The 23,331-nt window shown below is 68.7% G+C and carries 21 protein-coding genes; 15 read left to right on the top strand and 6 right to left on the bottom strand.

What is annotated here, in order from left to right:
* The first annotated feature begins 4 nt into the window (after positions 1-4).
* Genes F0Q34_RS16540 through F0Q34_RS16510 form a run of 7 tightly spaced genes read left to right on the top strand, consistent with a single transcriptional unit; the run spans position 5 to position 10,421 of the window.
* Complete coding sequence (locus tag F0Q34_RS16540; RefSeq protein WP_241665539.1) at positions 5-1,432, top strand: CheR family methyltransferase; 1,428 nt, start codon at positions 5-7, stop codon at positions 1,430-1,432.
* Positions 1,432-1,983 (top strand): chemotaxis protein CheW, encoded by a 552-nt coding sequence (locus tag F0Q34_RS16535; RefSeq protein ID WP_149813351.1) that lies wholly within the window; start codon positions 1,432-1,434, stop codon positions 1,981-1,983. Before F0Q34_RS16540 ends, F0Q34_RS16535 begins: the two co-directional genes overlap by 1 nt.
* 4 nt (positions 1,984-1,987) lie before the next feature.
* A complete protein-coding gene (locus tag F0Q34_RS16530; RefSeq protein WP_174242070.1) occupies positions 1,988-3,658 on the top strand; it encodes a methyl-accepting chemotaxis protein in 1,671 nt (556 codons plus the stop codon).
* Positions 3,659-3,673: 15 nt separating this feature from the next.
* The gene (locus F0Q34_RS16525; RefSeq protein WP_149813350.1) at positions 3,674-5,761 is read left to right on the top strand and encodes a hybrid sensor histidine kinase/response regulator; all 2,088 of its coding nucleotides are present in this window, start codon (positions 3,674-3,676) and stop codon (positions 5,759-5,761) included.
* A gap of 38 nt (positions 5,762-5,799) precedes the next feature.
* A complete protein-coding gene (gene cheB, locus F0Q34_RS16520) occupies positions 5,800-6,831 on the top strand; it encodes a chemotaxis-specific protein-glutamate methyltransferase CheB (RefSeq protein WP_149813413.1) in 1,032 nt (343 codons plus the stop codon).
* Complete coding sequence (locus tag F0Q34_RS16515) at positions 6,828-8,564, top strand: response regulator (RefSeq protein WP_149813349.1); 1,737 nt, start codon at positions 6,828-6,830, stop codon at positions 8,562-8,564. The genes cheB and F0Q34_RS16515 overlap by 4 nt, the downstream gene beginning before the upstream one ends.
* On the top strand, positions 8,565-10,421 hold the full coding sequence (locus F0Q34_RS16510; protein ID WP_149813348.1) for a response regulator: 1,857 nt from the start codon (positions 8,565-8,567) through the stop codon (positions 10,419-10,421).
* 11 nt (positions 10,422-10,432) lie between these two features.
* On the opposite strand, the gene F0Q34_RS16505 is transcribed toward F0Q34_RS16510, so the two are convergent.
* Positions 10,433-10,747 (bottom strand): HU family DNA-binding protein, encoded by a 315-nt coding sequence (locus F0Q34_RS16505; protein ID WP_149813347.1) that lies wholly within the window; start codon positions 10,745-10,747, stop codon positions 10,433-10,435.
* 282 nt (positions 10,748-11,029) lie between these two features.
* Here F0Q34_RS16505 and F0Q34_RS16500 point away from each other — a divergent pair, with 282 nt between their 5' ends.
* The 6 genes from F0Q34_RS16500 to F0Q34_RS16475 all read left to right on the top strand — a co-directional run bounded on the left by F0Q34_RS16500 (position 11,030) and on the right by F0Q34_RS16475 (position 16,116).
* The gene (locus F0Q34_RS16500; protein WP_149813346.1) at positions 11,030-11,503 is read left to right on the top strand and encodes a PRC-barrel domain-containing protein; all 474 of its coding nucleotides are present in this window, start codon (positions 11,030-11,032) and stop codon (positions 11,501-11,503) included.
* A 7-nt stretch (positions 11,504-11,510) separates the two neighbouring features.
* Positions 11,511-12,707, top strand: a complete 1,197-nt coding sequence (locus tag F0Q34_RS16495) for an MFS transporter (protein WP_149813345.1) — start codon at positions 11,511-11,513, stop codon at positions 12,705-12,707.
* Between the two features lie 275 nt (positions 12,708-12,982).
* A complete protein-coding gene (locus tag F0Q34_RS16490) occupies positions 12,983-13,189 on the top strand; it encodes a hypothetical protein (protein ID WP_149813344.1) in 207 nt (68 codons plus the stop codon).
* Positions 13,190-13,200: 11 nt separating this feature from the next.
* Complete coding sequence (locus F0Q34_RS16485) at positions 13,201-14,199, top strand: Bug family tripartite tricarboxylate transporter substrate binding protein (RefSeq protein WP_174242069.1); 999 nt, start codon at positions 13,201-13,203, stop codon at positions 14,197-14,199.
* A gap of 220 nt (positions 14,200-14,419) precedes the next feature.
* Positions 14,420-14,887, top strand: a complete 468-nt coding sequence (locus F0Q34_RS16480; protein WP_149813343.1) for a YybH family protein — start codon at positions 14,420-14,422, stop codon at positions 14,885-14,887.
* A gap of 44 nt (positions 14,888-14,931) precedes the next feature.
* Positions 14,932-16,116 carry a trans-sulfuration enzyme family protein gene (locus tag F0Q34_RS16475; RefSeq protein ID WP_149813342.1) on the top strand — a complete coding sequence of 395 codons (1,185 nt, stop codon included), beginning with the start codon at positions 14,932-14,934 and terminating at the stop codon, positions 16,114-16,116.
* A gap of 52 nt (positions 16,117-16,168) precedes the next feature.
* Here the strand turns inward: F0Q34_RS16475 and F0Q34_RS16470 are convergent, their stop codons facing one another.
* Both F0Q34_RS16470 and F0Q34_RS16465 read right to left on the bottom strand, forming a co-directional pair.
* Entirely contained in the window at positions 16,169-17,116 is a 948-nt protein-coding gene (locus F0Q34_RS16470; RefSeq protein WP_149813341.1) for an alpha/beta hydrolase fold domain-containing protein, read from the bottom strand.
* A 36-nt stretch (positions 17,117-17,152) separates the two neighbouring features.
* On the bottom strand, positions 17,153-18,103 hold the full coding sequence (locus tag F0Q34_RS16465; protein WP_149813340.1) for a LysR family transcriptional regulator: 951 nt from the start codon (positions 18,101-18,103) through the stop codon (positions 17,153-17,155).
* A 112-nt stretch (positions 18,104-18,215) separates the two neighbouring features.
* Between F0Q34_RS16465 and wrbA the strand changes: the two genes are divergently transcribed.
* Complete coding sequence (wrbA, locus tag F0Q34_RS16460) at positions 18,216-18,827, top strand: NAD(P)H:quinone oxidoreductase (RefSeq protein ID WP_149813339.1); 612 nt, start codon at positions 18,216-18,218, stop codon at positions 18,825-18,827.
* Positions 18,828-18,908: 81 nt separating this feature from the next.
* Complete coding sequence (locus F0Q34_RS16455) at positions 18,909-19,853, top strand: ring-cleaving dioxygenase (RefSeq protein WP_149813338.1); 945 nt, start codon at positions 18,909-18,911, stop codon at positions 19,851-19,853.
* 75 nt (positions 19,854-19,928) lie between these two features.
* On the opposite strand, the gene F0Q34_RS16450 is transcribed toward F0Q34_RS16455, so the two are convergent.
* The 3 genes from F0Q34_RS16450 to F0Q34_RS16440 form a co-directional block, all read right to left on the bottom strand.
* A complete protein-coding gene (locus F0Q34_RS16450) occupies positions 19,929-21,899 on the bottom strand; it encodes an HWE histidine kinase domain-containing protein (protein ID WP_149813337.1) in 1,971 nt (656 codons plus the stop codon).
* A 322-nt stretch (positions 21,900-22,221) separates the two neighbouring features.
* Positions 22,222-22,968 (bottom strand): pyridoxine 5'-phosphate synthase, encoded by a 747-nt coding sequence (locus F0Q34_RS16445; RefSeq protein ID WP_241665538.1) that lies wholly within the window; start codon positions 22,966-22,968, stop codon positions 22,222-22,224.
* The coding region (locus tag F0Q34_RS16440; protein WP_174242068.1) for a 4-hydroxythreonine-4-phosphate dehydrogenase PdxA at positions 22,965-23,331 on the bottom strand (367 nt) is incomplete at its 5' end. The genes F0Q34_RS16440 and F0Q34_RS16445, both read right to left, overlap by 4 nt.

The following is a 23,331-nucleotide window of genomic DNA, read 5'->3' as shown; positions in this document are numbered from 1 at the left end:
GGCCGTGGCGCGCCACGCCTCGATCCCGCCGGCCTCCCTGCCCGATGCGGAGTTCCCGGCGCTGAAGCGGCTCATCATGGCGCAGACCGGGCATTTCTATTACCAGGACAAGGATACGCTGCTGTGGGAGCGCCTGTGCCGCCGCTTCCGGCAGACCGGCCTCTCCGGCAGCGCCGCCTATCTGCAACGCCTGCGCGATCCATTGCTGTGCGAGGCCGAGTGGGATGCCCTGGCGGCGGAGATCACCGTCGGGGAAACATTCTTCTTTCGCTATGCTGAGCAGTTTGCCGCATTGCGCGAGACCATCCTGCCTGAGTTGCTGCGCCTGAACGGCTCCGCGAGGCAGCTTCGGCTGTGGAGCGCCGGCTGCGCCAATGGCGCGGAACCTTACTCCCTGGCCATCCTGCTGCGGCAGCTGCTGGGCGATGCCCTGCCGGAATGGCGGCTGGCCTTGCTGGGCACCGACCTGAATGAGGCGGCGCTGCAACAGGCGCGTCTGGGTATTTACAGCCGCTGGACCCTGCGCGGGCAGCCTGCGGATCTTCTGGAGCACGATTTCCATTCCGTGGATGGTGGCCGCCGCTGGCAGCTCCGTTCCCACCATCGGGCGCTGGCGCGGTTCAGGAGCCACAACCTGCTCAGCCTGCTGGATGGCAGCTCACCGCTGGAGCTGAACGATTTCGACCTGATCCTGTGCCGGAACGTGCTGATCTACTTCCATCCGGATGTGGTGCGGCAGGTGGTGCGGGCGCTTGCGGAGCGCCTGCGGCCGGGCGGATGGCTGCTGCTGGGCCATGCCGAGCCGAATCCGGCCTTCGCGGAATTCCTGCAATTGGTGGAACTGCCCGGCACCGTGGCCTATCGCCGCCCGGTGGAGGGCAAGGCGCCCCCGCTTCCCACCAATCCCCCGGATGCGCCGGTGCCCATGATGCCGCCGCCGCCCGCGACCCGGCTCCCTTTGCCGGCAATGCGGCACCGGCCGGCGCCGGAGCCGCTCCCGCAGCGGCCGGAGCCTGGAGCGGGGGCGGCCGGTTTCCTGCGGCAGGCACGCGAGGCCGCGGATCGCGATGACCTCGCCGCCGCCGCCGCGGCCTGCAATGCTGGACTCAAGGCCGCGCCCACCGATCCGCTGCTGCACCATCTCGATGGGCTGGTGGCCCGCGCGCAGGGCCAACCCGCAGCGGCCGAGGCGGCCTTCCGGCGGGCCATCTATCTGCGGCGTGACTTTGCCATGGCCCATTACCAGCTTGGCTTGTTGTTGCTAGACGAGGGCCGGCGCCTGGAAGGACGGCGCGCGCTGGCCAATGCGGCACGAATCGTCGCGGCCTGGCCCGGGGAGACTCTGGTGGAAGAAGGGGATGGCATGACCGCGCAACAACTGCGCGCCGGAATCCGGCTGCAGCTGAACGCGCCGGCTGGCCGCAGCACCTGATGCCGCAAAGCTCCTCCGCCTTCCACGTTCCACCAGCCCGCGCCCAGCGCATCCTGGAGCAGCGCACCCGCGATCTGGCGGAACGCGGCCAGGTCGTGGCGGAGCGGCCATTGCCGCCGATGCTGATCTGCGCCCTGGGCGAGGAGCTTTGTGGCCTGTCCCTGGAGGACGTGGCGCGGGTGGTGCCGGATGGCCCCTGCGCCCCCTTGCCAGGCGCCCCGCCGGCGCTGCTCGGCCTGATGGGTGCCCGGGGGCAGGCCTTTCTGCTGCTTGATCTCGCCCTGGCCCTTGGCCGGGGCCAGCCGGCCAGGCCCGGCGGCCATGTGCTGCTGTTGCGCCATGCGGCGCCTCGCTTCGCGATCCGGGTCGACCGCGTCACCGGCGTGCAGGCGCCGCAAAGCCTGCCGCCGGACCCCCATGCGGGTCCGGGCCCGCTTTCCGGCCATGCGCTGTTGCCATCCGCCGCGCCGCGGCCCGTCCTGCTGGGGCTGATCGACACCGCCCGCCTGCTGCACCCCTTCCTGCCCGCCGCCCAAACCCTCGGAGCGTGATGCCTTGACGATCGCCAACCGCATTCTCATCGGTTTCATGGCCATCACCCTGCTGCTGCTCGGGCTCGGCCTGTACGGGCTGAACCAGATCAGCGTGGTGACCGCGGCGACGGACACCATTGTCACGCGCGACACGAGCACCCTGCGCCAGCTGACGGATCTGCGCAAAACCGAGGCGGCGATGCAGGACAACCGCGCCCGCCACCTCATGCGCTTCATGCTGCGCAGCATCGCACCCGCCGGCAGCAGCCCTGATGAGATGGCCGTCCAGTGGTCGCGCGGGGCCGAGGCGCTGGAACGGCTGGAGCGGGAGATGCTGGCGGCGGCGCAGCAGAACCTGGCCACCGCCGTTTCGCCGGACCGGCGCCAGTCATGGCAGCGCATCGTCCGGCTTCTGGAAGGAACATCGGGCCAGCTGCAGCGCATCCGTGGTCAAACCCAGCTTCAGTTCGAGGCGGTCCGCAACCAGGATCTCACCGCGGCCCTCGCCGCGAGCGAGGCGGTCACGGCGGTCAGGGCCGAATTCGACCAGTCCAGCGAGGCCCTGCAGGAAGCGTTGAACGGCCTTCTTGTCGCCGGTCAGCAGCGCGGCCAGGAGATCTACGCCGAAAGCCGCTTGTCGGTCATCGCCGTGCTGCTCGGCGCCCTGACGCTGGGCATCGTCATCACCTTGCTTATCCGCCGTTCCATCACCGCGCCGCTCGCCACCTTCTCGGAATTTGTCGGGCGTGTCGGGCGCGGCGACCTCAGCGGCCCGCCCGCGGTCACCGGCCGGGATGAGCTGGGCCAGCTCGGCGTCACGCTGAATGCCATGGTGGAGGGCCTGCGGCAGCTCGCCCGGCAAAGCCGCGAGGCGACGGAGAACCTCAATGCCGCCGCCGCCGAGATCCGCGCCAGCACGCAGGAGCAGGCCGCCAGCGTCGAGGAACAGCTCGCCGCGGTGCAGGAAACCGCCGCCACGGTGGACGAAATCACCCATTCCGGCACCCAGATCGGCAAGCGCGCGCAGGAGGTGATCGCTTCCGCCCAGGCCACGGCGCAAACCTCCAATGCCGGGCTGAAGGCCGTGGATGAAACGGTGCGTGCCATGGACCTGATCCGGGAGCAGGGCGAGGCGGTCGCGGCCAACATCGTCAGCCTGTCGGAGAAGACCCAGGCGATCAGCGAGATCATCGCCTCCGTCAACGACATTTCCGAGCGCTCGCACCTCCTGGCGCTGAACGCCGCCATCGAGGCGGCTGCGGCAGGCGAGCAGGGCCGGTCCTTCGCCGTGGTGGCGGCGGAGATGAAGACCCTGGCGGACCAGGCCAAGGAGGCAACCTCCCAGGTGCGCTCCATCCTCGGCGACATCCAGCGCGGCATCAATTCCTCGGTGATGCTGACGGAGGAAGCTGTGAAGCGCGTCGCCGCCGGACGCGAGCGGACCGACACCACCCACGCCACGATCACGGAGATCACCAGCCGCATCCAGGAAAGCGTGCAAACCTTTCAGCAGATCGTCGCCTCCACCAACCAGCAGCAGCTCGGCATCGAGCAGGTGATGAGCGCGCTGCAGAACATCCGGCAGGCCAGCCAGCAGACGGCGGTCGGGACGCGGCAGCTCGACACGGCGGCGGTCAACCTGTCGCAATTGTCGCAGCAGCTGGTCACGCTCGCCGACCGTTACCGAATCTGAAGCGCCGCCGCGCCCATGAATGAATTGCGGCAGGAACTGCTCGCCGCCTTCGAGGTCGAGCATCGCGAGCATCTGGAGGCGATGCGCGCCGCGCTCGCGGCGGTGGAGGCCGGCAGGCCCTTCGAGCAGCGCGAAGCGTTTCGCCGCGCCCACAGCCTGAAGGGCGCCGCCCGCGCGGTGGACCTGCCGGCGGTCGAGGAACGGGCCCACCGGCTCGAAGCCACCTTTGCCCGCCTCGGCGAGGGGCAGGCCGCCCTTGACGCCGCCATGGTCGAGGCCCTCCGCCGCGAGCTGGACGGCATCGAGGATGAGGTGGCCGGCTTGTCCACGCCGCCCGCGGTCCAGGCCGAGGCTCCCTCGCCTGAGGCGCCTGCCGCTCCGGCAGCCGAATATCTCCGCGTGCAGACCCCGCAGGTGGAAGCCCTGGCCGAAGCGGCGCGGCTGGTTTCCGAGGCGCTGTTGCAGCAGAGCCGCCTCGGCGCCGGGATGCTGGAGGTGGAAGCGGCGCTGCGCGGCCTGCGCCGCCGCTGGCCGGCGCTGGGCCAGGCTGGCGCCGCAGGCCAGGGCTTCGCCGCCGACATGGATGGCCTGCTGCGGCAGGTCGGGCGGCTGGTGCGGGAGCAGCGTGCGGCCGCCGCGGGGTCGGATGCGGCGGTGGCCATGCTGCGGCAGCGGGTCGAGCGCATCACCCTGGTTCCCGCCGAAGCCGTGCTGGGCAGCCTGGCGCCGATGCTGCGCGAGCTGGTGCGGGAAGCCGGCCGCAGCGCGACGCTGGAGATCCAGGGGCTGGATGTGCAGGCCGACCGCGCCGTGCTGCAGGCGCTGAAGGACCCGGTGACCCATCTTCTGCGCAATGCCGTCAGCCACGGGCTGGAGCCCGCTTCCGAGCGGCTGGCGCGTGGCAAGCCGGCGGAAGGCACCATCGCACTTCGCCTTGCCACCAGCGGGGGGATGTTGCGCTTGTTTGTCGCCGATGATGGGCCGGGCCCAAGCCTTGACCGCATCGAGGCGACGGCCATCGCCCAGGGCCTGCTGCCGCCCCGCCGCCCGGACCAGCCGCCTCCGCCACAGGACCAGCTTCTGTCCCTGGTGTTCGAGCCGGGCTTCACGACCGCGGCGGCCGTGGATCGCCTGTCCGGGCGCGGCATCGGATTGTCCGTTGTGGCGGAAGCCGCGCGGCGGCTGCGCGGCAGCGTGGTGATGCGCCCGCGGCGCCCGGCCGGTACCGAGATCGAGCTCGCCGTCCCGCTGGCCGCGGCGCGGCAGCCCGTTTTGCTGGTGGAGGCCGCGGGGCAGAACTGGGGCCTGCCGGGCCGGGCGGTGGAACGGCTGATGCGCTTGCGGCCCGAAACGCTGGAAAGTGTCGAGGGGCGCCCGGTGCTGCGCATCGAAAGCGAAGGCCGCGACGTTATCGTGCCCGTGGTGAATCTGGCGTCCCTTCTTCAGCAAAGCGCGGCCCCGGCAGGCCGCTTCGTTCAGGCCGTGCTGCTGCGAAGCGACACGCGCCGGCTGGCATTGGTGGTGGACCGCCTGCGGGAGGTGCAGGTGCTTGATGTCGAGGCGGTGGAGGTGCCGCTGGCGGAGGCGGGGCTGGTTGTCGGCGCCGCTCCCCTGATGGGCGAGGCGCCGGCCGTGGTGCTGAGCCCGGAAGCCCTGGTCGGCCGCTGGCTGCGCCAGGAAGGGCAGCTGGCCGCCGCCGGCTTTGGCCTTGCCCCTCCGGCTGAAGCGGAGCAGGCGGCCACCATCCTGGTGGTGGATGATTCGATCACCACCCGAACGCTGGAAAAGAGCATCCTGGAGGCTCAGGGATTTCGCGTGCTGCTCAGCGTCGACGGGGTGGACGCCTTGAACCGCCTGCGCAGCGGGGATGTCCTGGTTGACCTGATCGTTGCCGATGTGGAGATGCCCCGCATGGATGGCTTCGCGCTGCTGCAGGCGCTGAAGAACGATTCGCGGCTGGCATCCATTCCGGTGATCCTGATGACCTCCCGCGCCGATCCGGAGGATGTGCGGCGTGGACTGGAGCTGGGTGCCGGCGCCTACATCACCAAGCAGAAATTCGACCAGCGGGAATTGCTGGCCACCATTGGGCAGTTGCTGTGAACCCTGCCAGCCGAGCCGTGCCCGAGGCGGTGCGCGTGATGATCGTCGAGGACTCCCTCGTGGTGCGCCGCCTTCTGGCCCATATCGTTTCGCGCGATCCGCGGCTGCAGCTGGTGGCGGCCGTGGCGTCCGCCGAGGACGCATTGCAGGAATTGCCGCGCATACGGCCCGATGTGATCTCGATGGATATCCGCCTACCTGGCATGGACGGGCTGGAGGCGACGCGCCGGATCATGGCCGAGCAGCCCACCCCGATCGTGGTGATCGCTGACAGCGTCGAGGATGCGGCGCTGCGCATTTCCATGAATGCGCTCCGAGCCGGCGCCCTTTCGGTTGTGGAAAAACCGGTCGGCACCGAGACCGGTGGCTATGACCGCATCGCCAAGACGATCTGCACGCAATTGTTCATCATGAGCCAGGTGCCGGTGATACGGCGCCGCGGCCCGGGAATCTCCCGCCCCGTCGCGTCCTCGCCCCTGCCGGCCGTGCCGCGCATGCCGCCCTCCATCCTCGCGATCGCCGCATCCACGGGAGGGCCGCCCGCCCTTGCGCAGGTGCTCGGCGCCCTGCCGGCGGATTTTCCGCTTCCGGTGCTGCTGGTGCAGCACATGGGAAGCCCCTTCATGGAAGGCTTCGCTTCCTGGCTTGATGGCCTGGTCCCGTTGCGGGTGGCGCTGGCGCAGGATGGCGAGCGCCCGCGTCCCGGCCGTGTCCATGTGGCGCCCGGCGATCGCCATCTGCTTCTCGCGCCCGGCGGCATCCTGCGCATCAGCGGCGAGCCGCCGCTTGGCAGCCAGCGCCCTTCCGCCACGCGCTTGTTCGAATCCGTCGCGGAAACGGCCGGGCCGCAGGGCCTCGGCGTGCTGCTGACCGGCATGGGCGAGGATGGTGCCGCTGGGCTGCTGGCCATGCGCAGGGCGGGCGCCGTGACCGTGACCGAGCATGAAAGCACCACCGTGGTGTACGGGATGCCCGCCGCCGCGGTCCGCATGGGCGGGTCCTCCATGAGCCTGCCCTTGCCGCTGATCGGGCCGAGGCTCCTCAGCCTGGCGCAGGAGGGTGGGCGATGACCGGGCCGCCCGTTCCGCCCGGCACCTCGCTGCTGCTGGTGGAGGATTCCGAAACCCAGGCCCTGCAGATGCGCCGCCTGCTGGAACGGGAAGGGTTCAGCGTCGCCTGCGCCGGCACGGCCGAACTGGCGCTGGAGGCCTTGAACGAGGCGCTGCCTGCCTTGGTGATCGTGGACTTCCACCTGCCGGGTATGAATGGGGATGAGTTAGCGCGGCAGATCCGGCTGAACAGCCGGACCCGCGCCATCCCGGTTCTGATGCTGACCGAGGCGCGGGAGGGCGATCTGGAACTGCAGGGGCTGGAAAGCGGCGCCGACGCCTATGTGCCGAAATCTGCTGACCGCGACCTGCTGCTGTTGCGCATCAAGGCCCTGCTGCGCCGCCGTGCCGCCACTTCGGCCGGGGAACATGGCGGCGGCAGCACGGCGTTCCGCCGCGCCAACATCCTGGTGATCGATGACAGCGCCACGTTCCGCGCCTATCTGACCGGCCTGCTGGCACGCGAAGGCTATGTGGTCCGTGCCGAGCCGGATGCGGAAGCGGGCCTGGAACTGGCTGGAGTCCGGCCGCTTGAATGGGACTGCGTGCTGGTCAACGTGCTGAGCACCACCTATGACGGAACGGCGGTTTGCGCCCGCCTAAACGCGTTGCGCGGCGCGACGGCGACGCTGGCCACCGGCTCGGCGGGTTTCCAGATCATCGCGATCGGCACTGACAGCGCGGCTGAGCGGGAAACCTTGTCGCACGTCTTCGAGGCCGGTGCCGATGACATGGTGCCCGGCGTCGCCGAGCCCAAATTGCTGACGATGCGCATCCGCGCCGCGCTGCGCCGCAAGATGCTGCAGGACGAGGATCGCCGTCTCGCGGAGGAGATCCGCGAACGCGAAAACTCCATTCAGCGGGCCCGGGCCGAGGCCGCGGCCGCGCAAGCCAAGGCCGCCCTGGCCGAGGCGCTGGCGCGGGCCAATGCCGAGCTGGAGGATGCCAATCGCCAGCTCCTCGATACCCAGACCAAGCTTGTGCAATCGGCCAAGATGGCCTCGCTGGGCGAACTGGTGGCCGGGATCGCGCATGAGATCAACAATCCCCTGGCTTTCATCCTGGCGCATCAACGCACCGTGGAGCGCCTGCTCGACCAGATGCAGTCGGTGCTGCCTTCCGAAGCGGCGGCGCAGCCCCTGCTCGACAAGGCACTGAACCGCTCACGGTCGATGAGGCTGGGCCTGCGGCGGATCGAGGAGCTGGTGGCGGGGCTGCGCAAATTCTCCCGCACCGATGACGTGTTCCAGCGGGTCAACGTCCCCGACGCGGTGGAAACGGTTCTGGCCCTGCTGGCCCACAAGATGGGCGAGCGCATCGTGGTGGAGCGCCGTTTCGAGGCTGTGGCCGACCTGCATTGCTCGCCCGCCCTGCTCAATCAGGTGGTGATGAACATCCTGAGCAACGCGGCCGACGCCATCGAAGGGCGTGGCCGGATCATCATCCACACCGAGAGCGATGCCGACACTTACCGGATCGCCATCAGCGACAGCGGCCCCGGGATTCCCGCCGAGATGCGGGACCGTGTCTTCGAGCCCTTCTTTACCACGAAGCCGGTGGGCGCGGGCACCGGCCTCGGCCTGGCCATTGCCTACAATGTCATTCAGGCCCATGGCGGCACCATTGCCGTGGGCGAGGGCGCTGACGGCGGTGCCTGTTTCATGATAACCATTCCCGTCAATCTGAAGATCTGAATGGTGCAGACCCTGTCCGACCACCGCGCGACGCTTTTGCTCGTCGATGACGAGGCGGAAATCCTGGTAGCTCTCGCGGATCTGCTGGAAGACGAGTTCCGCGTGCTGACCGCGCATTCGGGCGCCGAGGCGCTGGCGATGCTGCCTGGCGAGCCGCAGGTCGAGGTGATCATCTCCGACCAGCGCATGCCCGGCATGACGGGAGATGCCTTTCTGGCACAGGCGCGGGAGGTCTGCGCGGCCGAGGCGCTGCTGCTGACCGGCTATGCCGATCTGGAGGCGGTGATCAGCGCGGTGAACCGGGGCCGCATCGCGGGCTACGCGCCGAAGCCCTGGGAGCCGATGGCCCTGCTGAGCATGGTGCGCAGCGCTGTGCAACGCTTCCGCCTGGCCCGTGCGCTGGACATGGAACGGGCGCTGTTGCGCGGCCTGATGGATTCCACTAGCGACGTGGTGTTCTTCAAGGATCTGGAAGGCCGCTTCACACGCATGAACGCGGCCAAGGCGGCATTGCTGGGCGGCACCCCGGAAGCCCTCATGGGTCATGTCGAGGCGCTTTCGGCGGAGGAACAAGCGGCGGTCGATGAGGGCCGTCAGGTCGAGCAGGTGGAGCAACGTTCCCATGCTGGCGGCCTGCACTGGCTGCGCGTCGTGCGCATCCCGATCCGCGATGCCGGTGGCCGCATCACCCATCTCGCCACCCTTGAGCATGACATCACCGAACAGCGCCAGATGCAGGAAAGGCTGCATCAGGCGGAGAAGATGCAGGCCCTCGGCACCATGGCGGGCGGGGTGGCGCATGACTTCAACAACCTGCTCACCGCCATCCTGGGCAGCCTGGAATTGCTGGCGGCCAGCGATCTGCCGCATCCGCGCCAAAGCCGGATGATCAGCAACGCCGTGGCCGCGGCCGAGCGTGGCTCTGCGCTGACGAAGCGGCTGCTGAGTTTCAGCCGCAAGCGCCAGCTGCAGCCCCGCCCGAGCGATGTGAACCGGCTGGTCACCGAGATGGAGGATCTGCTGCTGCGCAGCCTGGGAGACCATGTTGTGCTGCATCAGCAGCTCGATCCCGGCCTTCATGCGGCCATGGCCGATCCCGAGCAACTCGGGCTTGCCTTGCTGAATCTGTGCATCAACAGCCGCGATGCCATGCCGGAGGGTGGCCGGATCACCCTGACCACCCGGAACCTGACGCTGGCGCAGGATGAGCTGCCGGACCTTCCCGCCGGCGACTATGTGGCCGTGGCCGTGGCCGACACCGGAACCGGCATGCCGCCCGAGGTCGTGTCGCAAGCCTTCGAGCCCTTCTTCACCACCAAGGAAGTCGGACGTGGGACGGGGCTGGGCCTGTCGATGGTCTATGGCCTGACACGGCAATCCGGCGGCACCACCATCATCCGCAGCCGCGAAGGCGAGGGAACCACGGTTGAGATGTTGCTGCCCCGCGCGCTGGCGCCAGCGGAAGCCACGCCGCCCATGCGGGAGCCGGCAAGGCAGCCTGCCCGGCCGTTGCAGATCCTGGTGGTGGATGACGACGCCGATGTTCGCGGGATCACCGTGACCATCCTGGGTGAACTGGGCCACCAGAGCCTTGCGGCGCCCGATGCGCAATCCGCCCTGGCTTTGCTGGAAGCGCAGCCCGGCATCGACCTGATGATCACTGATGTGATGATGCCAGGGATGGATGGACGGAAGCTGGCCGACCATGCCCGCATGCGGCGGCCCGGTTTGCCGATCCTGCTATTGAGCGGCTATGCCGATGCCGGCGGCCTGCCGGCGAACTATCCGCTGCTGCGCAAGCCGTTCCGGCGGGGTGAGCTGGCGGAACAGATTGCCCTGCTCCTGCCAGCCCGCTGAGGCCTGCCGGCTCAGCCGCCCTTCGCGGCCTTGCGCTTGCTCTTCTTCAGCGCGGCATGGGCGGCTTCACGCAGCGCAGGGGAAGGCTTGAAGCGCACCGTGGCGCCGGCCTTCACCGCCACCTTCTCGCCGGTGCGCGGGTTCATCGCCGTGCGCTTCGGGGTTTCCCGCACCGAGAAAGCGCCGAATTCCGGGATGGTGAAGCGACCGGTCTGAACGATCTCGGCTTTGATGGCCTCGATGATGTCGCCGGCCAGGGCGGTCGCGCCAACGCCGGTGATCTCGATGGACTTCTGGATGGTGTCGGCCAGGAACTTTTTCGACATGGTCTCGCCTTTCGGAGTCTGCGCCGTAGCCAAAGCACAGCCGGTGGCCGCCGTGAAGTCCTTCCTGAAGGCAAGCCCGTGGAAATTGCTTGCTGTGGCGAGAACGCATCGTCAGGCTTGCCGAGATCGCTGCACCCAGGCCGCATCGGCAGCATGCCTTGTCGCCGTAAACCCGCCAAACTTACCGGGATGCGGGCCGTTACGCCGGTGACGGGGAAGTTCGCCGCGACTGCGTTTCTGCACCGCAGCAAATCGCGCCACGGCCCTGCGGGAGTGCTGTTCATGATGACTTCGAATCGCCGCATGTCTGATATCCGGTGGCTGGCCCTGCTGGCCCTGCCGCTGGTGGCGGCGGCGCCAGCCCCGTCCACCGAGGAAGCGCCGGCGGAGGCTCCGCCGCCTGTGGAGGCACCGCCCGCCAGTGAGGCTCCGCTGCCGCCCGCGGGCCGCGAGATCGTGCCGCGCGATACAGTGCGGCGGATCCTGGGCGCGGATGTGAAGGGCGTCAGTGGCATGGTTGTCGGCCAGATCGTCAATGTTCTGGTGGATACCGAAGGCAAGGCGGTGGGCATCGTGCTGGACTATGGCGGCTTTCTCGGCGTCGGGAAGCGCCGCCTCGGCGTCTCCTGGTCCATGCTGAGCTTCAACAAGGGGAGCATCACCCTGGGCCTTACCCGGGATCAGCTCAAGAACTTCCCCGAGCACCGTGACGGGGAAGATGCCGTGCTGGCCACCGCGCCCGCGCCCCCTGGATGACAACCGCATGATTCCCTCCCGGCGCAGTCGCCGCAGCCTGGATTGGCTCAACTTCTTCGTGGCCGATGTGCAAACAGGCTTCGGCCCTTTTGTCGCGGTTTACCTCACCACGCAGGCCTGGACCGAGGTGCAGATCGGCTTCGCCCTCAGCCTCGGCACCCTGACCACCATGCTGAGCCAGGTGCCGGCCGGCATGCTGGTGGATGCGGTCCGCGACAAGCGCCGCATGGCGCTGCTGGCGCTGTCCGCCATCGCCCTGTCCGCCGTGCTTCTGGCGGCCTTTCCTTCCCGGCTGCCGGTGCTGGCCTCCGAGGTTCTGCATGGCTTTGCCAGCTGCGTGCTCAATCCTTCCATTGCGGCCATCAGCCTGGCGCTGGTGGGGCGGGAGGCGCTGGGCGAAAGGCTGGGGCGGAACGCCCGCTACGCTTCGCTGGGTGGCGCCGTCGCCGCCGGGGTGATGGGGCTGATCGGCACCTATGTCTCGCCGGCCTCGGTGTTCTGGCTGACGGCGGCCCTGACCTTGCCGAGCCTGGTCTCTTTGATGCGCATCCGGGCCGAGGACATGCATGTGGTGCGGCCGCAGAAGAAGGCCGTGGACGGACGGCTGCTCGACCTGCTGAAGGAGCGGGGCATTCTGGTGTTCGCAGGGTGCGCCATGCTGTTCACCCTTTCCAACGCCGCCATGCTGCCGCTCGCCGGGGTGGCCGTCACCCGTGCGGCGGGCGAGGAAGCCAATCTGATCATCGCCGCCTGCCTGGTTGTGCCGCAGCTGGTGGTGGCCACGATCTCGCCCTGGGTCGGGAGGCTCGCGCAACAGCGCGGGCGGCGTATCGTCCTGATCCTGGGCTTCAGCATGCTGCCGCTGCGCGGTGCGCTGCTGGCCCTGGTGGAGGAGCCTTACACCTTGATCCTGATCCAGGCGCTGGACGGGCTGAGCGCCGCCACGTTGAACGTCATGCTGCCACTGCTGGCTTCCGACCTGACGCGCCGCAACAACCGGTTCAATCTTTGCATGGGCCTGTTCGGGCTGGCCGTCGGTGTCGGCGCGACGATCAGCAACAGCCTGGCCGGGTTGGTGTCGTCCCTGAGCAGCCCTGCCGCGGCCTTTGCCTTGCTGGGCGGGATCGGCCTGCTTTGCACTCTGCTGGCGGCGTTTGCCATGCCCGAAACCCGCCTCGAACATGAGCAGAATGATAAACACTAGAATACACCGCGTTTATCCTTTTAAACCATGTCAAAACGTGCTGAATTGCCGTCTCCAAGACGAGTGATGGTCACTCCGCGGGGATTTGAATGATGCAGCTTGCACCGCGACACCAAACGCTAAAGCGCCATGGCCTGGTGCCTTGTCCGGCCGACGATGGGCCGGATGCTCCTTTCACGAACCGAATGCGGAACTGTTGATGCGCCCAGACACTCAGCATCCTCATTCAGATTGACGATTTGGCGGTGTAGAATGCCGCCTGGAGTATCCGGAACATGATCGCTTCCCGTCCCGTCGACATTGGCGGCCGCTTTGTCGGGGTTGCCGTGGCAGGCCCCCAGGGCTGGCACTTCAAGGCCATCGACCCTGTGGTGGATGATCTTGACGGCGCCAGCTTCCCCACCCCTGCCGAGGCCACGCGGGTGGCCCGGCTGGTGGTTGAGCGCGCCCGGCAGCACAACCAGATCCCTTCCACGCACTAGGCAGCGCCGCCATGAGCATCCGAACCGCCCTTCCGCTGCCGCGAAGGGCAGTGCTGCGCCTTGGCGCCACGGCCGCAACGCTTCTGGCCGCTCCCGCCCTGCATGCGGAAGCCGCCTGGCCGAACCGCCCCATCCGCATGGTGGTGCCCTACACGCCAGGGGCCGCGACCGATGCCATGGCGCGCCTCGCGGCCCAGGTGCTGCAGGAGCGGCTAGGGGTCACGGTTGTGGTCGAGAACCGCTCCGGCGGGTCCGGCACCGTGGGCGGGCACGCTGTGCTGCAGGCCCCAGCGGACGGTTATACCATCATGGGATCGGCCTCGATCCATCCGATGGCGCGGCAGGTCATGCGCTCGGTGCCCTATGATCCGGTGGCCGATTTCCTGCCCATTGCCCGCACCGCGCGCGGGCCTTGCGTTCTGGTGCTGGACAAGAGGCGGCCGCAGAACAGCGTCGCGGAGGTGATTGCCGCCGCCAAGGCCGATCCCCTGCGCTGGTCCTTCGCCACCTCCTCCCTGGGGGCGGCTGGCCATCTCGCATCCATCGAGTTCAACCGGCTGGCAGGCACGCAGATCGAGGTAGTGCCGTATCGCGGCTCCGCGCCGGCGTTGACCGACGTGGCCGCCGGCAATGTGCCCCTGATGTTCGATCCGGTCCTCGCAACGCTGCCGATGATCCGGGGCGGGCAGGTCAAGGGCCTCGGTATCGCGACCGCTAGGCGCAGCCCCTTGGCCCCGGAGCTTCCAACGCTGGCAGAATCCGGCCTGCCGGACTTCGCCTTTGAATCCTGGTATGGCGTCTGGGCGCCGCGCGGCGTGCCGCCGGACATCGCCGCCCGGCTGAACGCCGCCATTGTCGAGGGGCTGCACCAGCCGGCGGCGTTGCACCGCCTCGCCGATCAGGGCTTCGAGCCGGTGCGCGAAACCATTCCCGAGATCGAAAGCTTCATTGCCGCCGATGTGGCCCGCAACGCCGCGTTGCTGAAGCTGGCTAATTTCGAGCCGCAATAGACAGCACGACTGAGCCCGGCCGTGCCGCGAGCGGGCTGACGCGCTGTCGCCATGGTGGCGTCGGCCGTCAACGGCGCGCTCAACGACACGCCATCATGTCCCGGCCGGCGATCATGGCGGGGCATTCTTGTCCTGAGCGGCACGTCGTGCATGATCCGCCGGTGCAGCGCGGCCATTTGCCGCAATTCCTTTTCTTGCCCCCAGAACACAGGACTCCGTGATGAGCATCAAGGCCACAGCTTCCGTTGATCCCGCGGACCAGCAGAAGGTCGTGGACTGGTTCCGCGAGCTGGCGGAACATGTGCGGGCCGTCGACTTCGCCGCCGCGCGGCACCTGTTCGCCGAAGATTTCCTGGCCTTCGGCACCTTCAGCGACTTCGTGTATGGCCGCGAGCACACGGAACAGAATCAGTGGCGCAAGGTTTGGGGCACCATTGACGGCTTTACCTACCGCCTGGACGATGTGAAGGCGCTGGTATCGCCCGACCGGCTTTTCGCGGTCGGCCTCGCCATCTGGGACTCGACGGGCTTCACGCCCGATGGCAAGCCCTTTGACCGCAAGGGCCGCACCACCGTGTCGCTGGCCCGCACTGCCATCGGCGAGCCCTGGGTCGCGACCCATACCCACATGTCGCTGTTCCGCGGCACGCCCGACGTTTCGCATGGGAGCAAGCCGGCACGCAGCTGAAACGGCGTGGTGCAGCGGCTCTCCGAAGAATGAGAGGAGCAACGATGCGCCCCGCAACACAAGCCATCCACGCCGCCGCCCCGGAGCGGCGGCCTGGCGCGCCGCTGACGCCATCCCTGGTCGCCGCCACCAGCTTCCATACCGATCCGGATGCCATCGGCTTCTCGGCGGCGGATCTCGGAGCCGAGGCGCCCCCCTTCTACACGCGCTGGGGCAATCCCACCGTGGCGCTGCTGGAACAGCGCCTCGCGGCACTGGAAGGCGGGGAAGCGGGACTGGCCTTCGCCAGCGGCATGGCGGCGGCATCCGGGTTGATGCTGCACAGGCTTGGCGCCGGCGGTCACCTCGTGGTCAGCGATGTCTGCTACGCGGGCATCGCCGAGTTCGCGCATGACACCCTGCGGCGCTACGGCGTTGGCGTCACCGCGGTGGACATGTCCGATCCAGGTGCGGTGGCTGCCGCCATGCGGCCCGAAACTCGGCTTGTTCATGTGGAAACCCCGGCCAACCCGACCCTGCGCCTGGCCGACATCGCCGCCCTGGCCGAGATCGCCCATCGCGGCGGCGCCGAGCTTTCCGTCGATTCCACCATGGCGACACCGGTCGCCACGCGGCCCCTGGAGCTGGGCGCGGACTGGGTGATCCATTCCCTGACGAAATATGCCTGCGGCCATGGCGATGCGCTGGGCGGCGCGGTGATCGGCCGCGCGGCCGCCATTGCCGCGCTGCGCCAGGAAGCGCTGATCCATGTTGGCGGCGCGATCAATCCCTTTGCCGCCTGGCTGATCCTGCGCGGACTGGAAACCCTGCCGGCCCGCATGGCGCTGCATCAGCACAATGCCGGGGAGGTGGCGCGATATCTGGAAACGCATCCACGCATCCGGCGCGTCTACTGGCCCGGGCTCGCCAGCCATCCGCAGCATGATCTGGCGCGGCGCCAGATGCAGAACTTCTCCGGCATGGTTTCCTTTGTCGCCGATGGCAGCAAGGATCTGGCGCGGCAGCTGGCGCGCCGGCTGAAGGTGATCACCTACGCCGTGTCGCTCGGCAAGACGCAAAGCCTGGTCTTCCACATCCCCGCCGAGGACATCCTGCGCTCCTCCTTCCACCTGGAAGGCGCACAGGCGGAGGCCTATCGTGCCTGGACGGGGGAGGGGACGTTCCGCTTCTCGGTCGGCCTGGAAGATCCGGCCGACCTGATCGCCGATCTGGAGCAGGCCCTGGCCTGAGGCTTCCCGCGCCTTCCTGGCGGCCGCGCGGCCGCCCGGAAGGCGGAATGCTTCAGCGAAGCGCCCGCAGCAGGGCTGCCGTCAGTTCCACCCGTGCCGCCCGCGCCTTTGACAGAAAAGCGGTTTGGGCGATGAAGCCATGTGGCATGCCTTCATAAACGGTCAGGGCATGCGGCACTCCGGCCTGCTCCAGCCGTTCATCCAGCGCCAGGCTGTCATCCAGCAGCGGGTCGAGCGCCGCCGCCTGCAACAGCAGGGGTGGTAGGCCGGACAGCTCGGCATGCAGCGGCACCGCCTCCGCCGCCTGCCACAGCGCGGCATCGGGAAGGTAATGGCTCCAGAACCGCTCCAGCTTGGCGGTGGAAAGGCCAAAGGCGCCGCTGCCGAATTGCTGGTGGGACGACGTCTGGTGCCGCGCCGACAGCATGCCGTAGATGATGGCGCCCAGGCGCGGCATGGGCATGCCGGCGTCGCGCAGGCGCAGCAGGGCGCCCAGGGCCAGATTGCCGCCGGCGGAATCGCCCCCCACCGCCAGCCGCGTGCCATCCACGCCGAAGCTCGCCGCGTCCTCACGCAGCCAGCGCAGCGCCGCCATCACCTGTTCGATCGCGGCGGGATAAGGATGCTCCGGCGCCAGGGCGTATTCCAGGCCAACAACGATGATGCCGGCTTCGCTGGCGATCTCGCGTTTCCAGCGGTCCAGGGAATCCAGCTCGCCGAAGGCGAAGCCGCCGCCATGAATGTGCAGATAAGCCGGCAGCGGCCCTTCCCCGGGCGGGCGGTAGAGCCGCAGGCGCAATGCGGGCGTGGTGTCCAGGCGGTGCTCCACCACCGGCACCTCGGGGCCGCCTTCGTTCAGGAAGGCCTGATAGCGGCGCGTGGCGGCGCGTGCCTCGGAAAGGTCCGGCGCCAGGATGTCGCCATTGGCGACCCCTGCCTCGCGCAGGCGGGCCTGGGCGGCGAGCACCTCGGGATCCAGGGTGGGCGGCGTCTCGGGCATCGGCGAACTCCTTTGCGCGGGATTCAGAGGACGCCGTTACAGCGTCCCTGGCCGCTCCTGGAAAGGGGCGAAGGGCTCGTCCCACGCAAAAGGCTCGGAGATGCGCTCCGCCAGATGCTCGATCAGGGCGCGTGTCTTCAGCGGCAGGGACGGGGTGGGGGGATAGACCAGCTGGATGCTGTCCGGCACAGGCTCCCAGCCCGGAATGGAGATCGGGCGCAGCGTTCCGTCGCGCACGGCATGGGACAGCAGAAAGGTCGGCAGCACCACCAGCCCCAATCCGGCGCGCGCCGCATCCAGCAGAGCCTCGCCGCTATTCGCCGCCAGGCGCCCGCGCAGCGACAGTGAACGCTCCTCGCGCGTGCCGGTGCGGCCGAAGCGCCACAGATGTCCGCTGGTGGTGTTGGTGTAGCCAAGGCAGGAATGCCCGGGCAGCGCTTCCAGCCGGTCCGGCAGGCCGTGCCGCGCCGCATAGGCCGGGCTGCAGCACAGCGCCCTGCGGCTGGTGCCGAGGCGGCGGGCACGCAACTCTGAATCGCCGAGGCGGCCGCTGCGCAGCGCCAGGTCGTAGCTGCCGGACATCAGGTCCACATGCCGGTCATCGAAATCCAGTGTCACCTCCATCCGCTCATAGCGCTGCATGAAGTCGGCGATGACCGGACCGAGATAGCGGATGCCGAAGGAAAGCGGCGCCGCCAGGCGCACGACGCCCTGCAAGGCTCCTGAACGGGCCAGCACCTCGTCGGCGACGCTGTCGAGCTGTGCCAGCAGGGCCCGGGCACGCTCATACAACAGCGTGCCGCTTTCGGTGGGGGAGACATGGCGCGCCGCGCGGTGCAGCAACCGTGTGGCCAGCTGCGCCTCCAGCTGTGCCACCCGCTTGCTGACGGCCGATTTGGCGAGGCCAAGCCGGGCGGCGGCACCGGTGATGCTGCCGCTGTCCACAACCTGCACAAAGGTCGCCAGGGCCTCGGGATCTGGTCTCATTGTTCGCGATTAACGAACGCTCCGTTTCCGTGCAAGCCGTTGCCGATCACCGTAGCCGAACGCAACTTAGACGGTGACAGACGCCTTCTCTTTTTTTGCCAGGAGCCTCCGAATGCCTAAGATCCTTGTTCTTTATTACTCCTCCTATGGCCACATCGAGACCATGGCCAACGCCATTGCGGAGGGGGCCCGCTCCGTTCCCGGTGCCGAGGTGGCGGTGAAGCGCGTGCCGGAAACGGCGCCGTTGGAGGTCGCCAAGGCGGCTCATTTCAAGCTGGAGCAGGCGGCGCCGGTCGCGACGGTGCAGGAACTGCCGGAATATGATGCCATCATCATCGGCACGCCGACCCGTTATGGCCGCATGAGCTCGCAGATGGCCAGCTTCCTCGACCAGACCGGTGGGCTGTGGTTCCAGAACAAGCTGGTGGGCAAGGTCGGCTCGGTGTTTTCCTCCACCGCCAGCCAGCATGGCGGGCAGGAGACAACCATCACCTCCACCATCGTCAACCTCATGCATTTCGGCATGATCATCGTTGGCCTGCCTTATACCGAGAAGCGCCTGAGCGACATCAGCACGGTCAATGGGGGCACGCCCTATGGCGCCACCACCATCGCCAATGGCGACGGCTCGCGCCAGCCATCGGCGGATGAGCTGGAGATGGCGAAGTTCCAGGGCCGCCACGTGGCCGAGGTCACCGCCGCCCTGGTCAAGGGTCGCGGCTGAAGCCTGGAAAAGGGGGAGGGCGGGCGCCCGGCCCCCGCCGGCCTGGTTCCGCATGGCGCCCACGAGTTCAAGGAGGCCACGATGCAGTTGCATGGAATCCACCACCTGACCGCCGTGACGGCGAATGCCAGCGGCAATCACGATTTCTATACCCGCGCGCTGGGCATGCGGCTGGTGAAGAAAACGGTCAACCAGGACGATACCAGCGCCTACCATCTGTTCTACGCCGATGGACAGGGCAGCCCCGGCACGGACCTGACCTTCTTCGACTGGCCTGTGGAGCGTGAAACGCGCGGCACCCACAGCATCACCCGCACGGGACTGCGCGTTGCGGGACGGGAGGCGCTGGAGCACTGGGCCGCGCGGCTGGCCGAACACAAGATCGCAGCCCAGCCGATCCGCACGCTGGATGGGCGCCTGACGCTGGAATTCGAGGACCCGGAAGGCCAGCGCCTGGCGCTGGTGGATGATGGCGGTGCCGGCGAGGCGCATGCCTGGACGCGCAGCCCGGTTCCTCCCGCGATGCAGATCCGCGGCCTCGGCCCGATCACCATGAGCGTGCCGGATCTTCGCCGCACCGATGCCTTCGCCACGGAGGTCATGGCGATGCGGCGCGGCCGCCGCTACGAAACGGACGATGCCAAGCCCGTCCAGGTGCAGGTCTATGAGATGGGCGAGGGCGGCCCGGCGGCCGAGTTGCATGTGCGTGTCGAGCCACATCTGCCGCCCCACCGCCCTGGCGCGGGCAGCGTGCATCACGTCGCCTTCCGCATCCCGGATGAGGCCTATGGCGCCTGGGTGGACCGCTTCAACCAGTTCCGCCTGCGGTCCAGCGGCCCCGTGGACCGCTACTACTTCCGCTCCCTTTATGTGCGGGAGCCCGGCGGCATCCTGTTCGAGATCGCGACGGACGGACCCGGCTTCGCGGCTGACGAGCCCCAGGAAAGCCTTGGCGAACGCCTCGCCTTGCCGCCTTTCCTGGAGCCGAAGCGGGCGGAAATCGAGCGCGATCTGAAGCCGCTCTGACGCGCGCATCAGCAGGCCCCTGAGAAAAGCGGCATGGCCTGATTCTGGAGGCTGAGGAGCCTCGGATTCAGGCCATCAGGGACTTTGGCAAGGCTCGGGCCCTGCCATCCGGGCCGGCAGGGTGGGTAGCGGCCAGACCGGCTCCGGGGCGGCGCAGGCCTTGCCGTTCCGCAGCATCCGCTCCGGCAGCCGGATCGAGCAGCACAGGCCGTCCGCTCCCCATCGCAGCTCCACCGTGCCCGCCAGCTGCCAGCGCACGGTGTTCTCCACCACGCGAAGGCCGAAACCCGGGCGGGGCGGGGCATCCACTCCAGGACCGGCACTTTCGCGCCACAGCAGCGACAGGCCGCTGCCGTCCCGCCGCCACAGCAGGCTGGCATGGCCGTCCGGGCCGGACAGGGCGCCGTGCCGGCGGGCATTGTCCGCGATCTCGTGCAGCACCTGGGCCAAAGGCTGCACCGCGGCCATGGCGAGGGCCATTGGCGGACCTTGCAGCGTGACCAAGCCGGCGATTCCGTGCGGCCCAAGGGTTTCGGCCACCAGCTCATGCAGGTCAGCGCCGTTCCAGCGGTTGCGCGACAACAGCGTGTGTGCCCGCGCCAGCACATCCACCCGTCCCTTCACCGCGGCGAGGAAGGCTTCCGAATCTTCATTGCGGCTCAGGCGCAGCACCGACTGAACGACCGTCAGGATGTTGCGGGCGCGGTGATCGACCTCCCGCGTCAGGCGCCGCTCGCGCTCCGCGGCGTGCTGTGCCTGGGTGACATCCATCACCACACCGCTCAGCCTCGACGCGCTGCCGTCCGGGCCGCGGCGCACCACGGCCCCCTGGCTTTGCAGCCAGCGCTCACCGCCAGCCGGGTCCAACACCCGGAACTGGGCCTCATAGAGGCCGGGCCCGCAGGGATCGAGCGCGGCTTCCATGGCCGCGCGCACCTGGATGCGGTCTTCCGGCAGGATGACATTCATCACCGCGCCAAAGGTACGGAGGCTCCCCCTTGCCGCGTTGTACAGGTTTTCCCGCTCCGGCGAGCCACTCAGGCGATCCGTTCCGCAATCCCATTCCCAGGTCGCCATGCGCGCGGCGCTCACGGCACGGCTCAGCTGCGCCTCGCTGTCGGCCAATTCGCGGGCGCGGGCCTGCATCCTGCGTCCCGCCTCGGACAGGGCGGCGCTCACCGCCGACAATTCCCGCACCGGCGTCGCGAGAGGCGGCAGGCTTTCTCCCTGGCCCAGCCGCCGTGCCGCCAGGGCGGCCTGCCGCACGGAGTGGGCGATCCGCCGCGTGAAAAGAAAGGCGAGGCCGATTACCAGCGCCACCACCAGCGTGGAACCGATGCCGAAGCCCAGCAGGGACCGCCGCAAGGGTGCCTCGGCCACTCGGCTCGGCACCATAATGCCGACCCCCAGGCCGGAGGCAGGGGAGCGCGCATGGGCCAGGGCCACCTCCTCCCCCGCGCTGCCGAGCGTTTTCCAGAAGCTGGCGGAAGCGGCATCGGCCTGCCGGGCCACTTCCGACAGCTGCCGCTCCAGCAAGGTGTCGGCCGGCCCGGACAAGGCGATGACCTGGCGGTTGTCGTCGATCACCACCGCGGTCCAGCCTTCGGGAAGGCCGGCATCCAGCAGGCTGCGCTGAAGCACCTGGGGGCTCATGGTCAGGCTCAGCAACTGCGCCGCCATGCCGTTCCCGGCCACCGGCAAGGTAAGCCGCAACAACGGAGCCTGCCCGCGATCTTCCGGCTGAGCGGGGCCGGACAGAACGGAAACAGCGGGAGCCGGCTCGGCGCCCTGCGCGCGCTGCAATGTGATCTGGCCCTTGAGATGCGTCTCCGCCTGCCGGATCAGGCTTGTGAAATCGGCCGGCTTCAGGTCCTGGATCAGGGACATGGCGGCCAGCAGCTGCAGCATCGTGGAACGGCCACCGATTTCCTGGTCCACGGACCGCAGGATGCTTCGAGCATGCTGCAGGGCAAGGTCCTGCAGCGCTTCCCGCCGCGCCTCCACATAAGCAAGGGTCAGGGCGGCCGATAGCAGCAGGATCGGCAACAGGAGCGCGGTGCATAGCAGGGCAAGGTGAACAGCCAGGGGAGCATCCTCCCGCCGCCGCCAGCGCCGGAACCAGGCCTGCCACCTGCCGGGCAGAGCCCTCCAACCACGACCTGCCCGGACTGTTTTTGCGCGGGGATCGGGGATCTGCGCCAAACACGCCTCCTCATATCCACACAGCCGGGCAAGAACCGCCTGTGTCGTCAGCCTCCCCGCGCAGTTTCGAGCCAGCGGAATGCTTCCAATCTGTCTGACCGAAGCATCCCCGATGAGCCACCCGTAATGGTTGTTGTTCTCCAGGTCGTGATCGTTAAGAGAGCGATCAGACCGAAATACTCGCCCTTCCGGCCTGAATGGCCTCGCGCATCCGCCTGAGCGTGGCGGGCAGGCCCTCGAAAACCGCCTGGCTGATCAGGAAGTGGCCGATGCTGACCTCCACCACCTGCGGCAGGGCCGCGATGTCCTGCACCGTGGTGAAGTCGAGGCCATGCCCGGCATGGCAGGCAAGGCGCGCGGAAGCCGCGGCCCCCGCCGCATCCCGCAGCCGCGCGAGCAGGGGGGGGCGCATCTCCGGTAGGGCATCGGCGAAGCCGCCGGTGTGCAACTCGACGGCGTGGGCACCCAGCGCGGCGGCAGCCTCGATCTGCGCCGGGTCCGGCTCCACGAAGACCGAGACCTCGATGCCGGCGGCAGCCAGCCGGGCGATCGCATCGCGCAGATGCGGCCCGGCGCCGCGGACGTCGAGGCCCCCTTCGGTGGTCAGTTCCGCCCGCTTCTCGGGCACCAGGCAGCAGGCGGCGGGCCGCAGGGAGGTGGCGATGCCCACCATCTCCTCCGTGGCCGCCATCTCGAAGTTCAGGCGCAGCCCGGGTTCGGCGGCCATGCGCCGGACATCGGCATCACGGATATGCCGCCGGTCTTCCCGGAGATGCACCGTGATCCCGTCGGCGCCCGATCGCAGGCAAAGCCGCGCCGCCTCAAGCGGGTCCGGAAAATGGCCGCCGCGCGCGTTGCGCAGGGTGGCGACGTGATCGACATTGACCGAAAGGCGCATCGGGGGCGGGGTCATGGCGGCTCCTGGCGGGCTTGGTGGTGCCGCCGGTGCGCGGCAAGGGTGGCGGCGAGCCGCAGCGCGGCGACGAGGCTGCCGGGATCGGCCCGGCCCTGCCCGGCGATGTCGAGCGCGGTGCCATGGTCGGGGCTGGTGCGAACCAGCGAAAGGCCCAGGGTGACGTTGACGCCGCCGGCCATGTCCAGCGTCTTCACCGGGATCAGGGCCTGGTCGTGATACATGCCGAGGGCGACGTCGTAGCCTTGGCGGGCATGGGGCGTGAACAGCGTGTCGGCGGGGAAGGGGCCGCGGGCATCGATGCCTTCCTGGCGGAGAGCGGCGATGGCCGGAGCAATGATGTCACGCTCCTCGGTGCCCATG

The organism is Teichococcus oryzae (assembly GCF_008386565.1).
In the GTDB taxonomy this organism is placed as follows: Bacteria; Pseudomonadota; Alphaproteobacteria; order Acetobacterales; family Acetobacteraceae; genus Pseudoroseomonas; species Pseudoroseomonas oryzae.
This window is presented reverse-complemented; position numbering and strand designations above follow the sequence as displayed.

Bases quoted from the DNA above. Each gene is read 5' to 3' on its own strand.
- F0Q34_RS16535 (WP_149813351.1), top strand. From the start codon at position 1,432: ATGCCGCAAAGCTCCTCCGCCTTCCACGTTCCACCAGCCCGCGCCCAG.
- F0Q34_RS16525 (WP_149813350.1), top strand. From the start codon at position 3,674: ATGAATGAATTGCGGCAGGAACTGCTCGCCGCCTTCGAGGTCGAGCAT.
- cheB (WP_149813413.1), top strand. From the start codon at position 5,800: ATGATCGTCGAGGACTCCCTCGTGGTGCGCCGCCTTCTGGCCCATATC.
- F0Q34_RS16515 (WP_149813349.1), top strand. From the start codon at position 6,828: ATGACCGGGCCGCCCGTTCCGCCCGGCACCTCGCTGCTGCTGGTGGAG.
- F0Q34_RS16510 (WP_149813348.1), top strand. From the start codon at position 8,565: ATGGTGCAGACCCTGTCCGACCACCGCGCGACGCTTTTGCTCGTCGAT.
- F0Q34_RS16505 (WP_149813347.1), bottom strand. From the start codon at position 10,747: ATGTCGAAAAAGTTCCTGGCCGACACCATCCAGAAGTCCATCGAGATC.
- F0Q34_RS16500 (WP_149813346.1), top strand. From the start codon at position 11,030: ATGATGACTTCGAATCGCCGCATGTCTGATATCCGGTGGCTGGCCCTG.
- F0Q34_RS16495 (WP_149813345.1), top strand. From the start codon at position 11,511: ATGATTCCCTCCCGGCGCAGTCGCCGCAGCCTGGATTGGCTCAACTTC.
- F0Q34_RS16490 (WP_149813344.1), top strand. From the start codon at position 12,983: ATGATCGCTTCCCGTCCCGTCGACATTGGCGGCCGCTTTGTCGGGGTT.
- F0Q34_RS16485 (WP_174242069.1), top strand. From the start codon at position 13,201: ATGAGCATCCGAACCGCCCTTCCGCTGCCGCGAAGGGCAGTGCTGCGC.
- F0Q34_RS16480 (WP_149813343.1), top strand. From the start codon at position 14,420: ATGAGCATCAAGGCCACAGCTTCCGTTGATCCCGCGGACCAGCAGAAG.
- F0Q34_RS16475 (WP_149813342.1), top strand. From the start codon at position 14,932: ATGCGCCCCGCAACACAAGCCATCCACGCCGCCGCCCCGGAGCGGCGG.
- F0Q34_RS16470 (WP_149813341.1), bottom strand. From the start codon at position 17,116: ATGCCCGAGACGCCGCCCACCCTGGATCCCGAGGTGCTCGCCGCCCAG.
- F0Q34_RS16465 (WP_149813340.1), bottom strand. From the start codon at position 18,103: ATGAGACCAGATCCCGAGGCCCTGGCGACCTTTGTGCAGGTTGTGGAC.
- wrbA (WP_149813339.1), top strand. From the start codon at position 18,216: ATGCCTAAGATCCTTGTTCTTTATTACTCCTCCTATGGCCACATCGAG.
- F0Q34_RS16455 (WP_149813338.1), top strand. From the start codon at position 18,909: ATGCAGTTGCATGGAATCCACCACCTGACCGCCGTGACGGCGAATGCC.
- F0Q34_RS16445 (WP_241665538.1), bottom strand. From the start codon at position 22,968: ATGACCCCGCCCCCGATGCGCCTTTCGGTCAATGTCGATCACGTCGCC.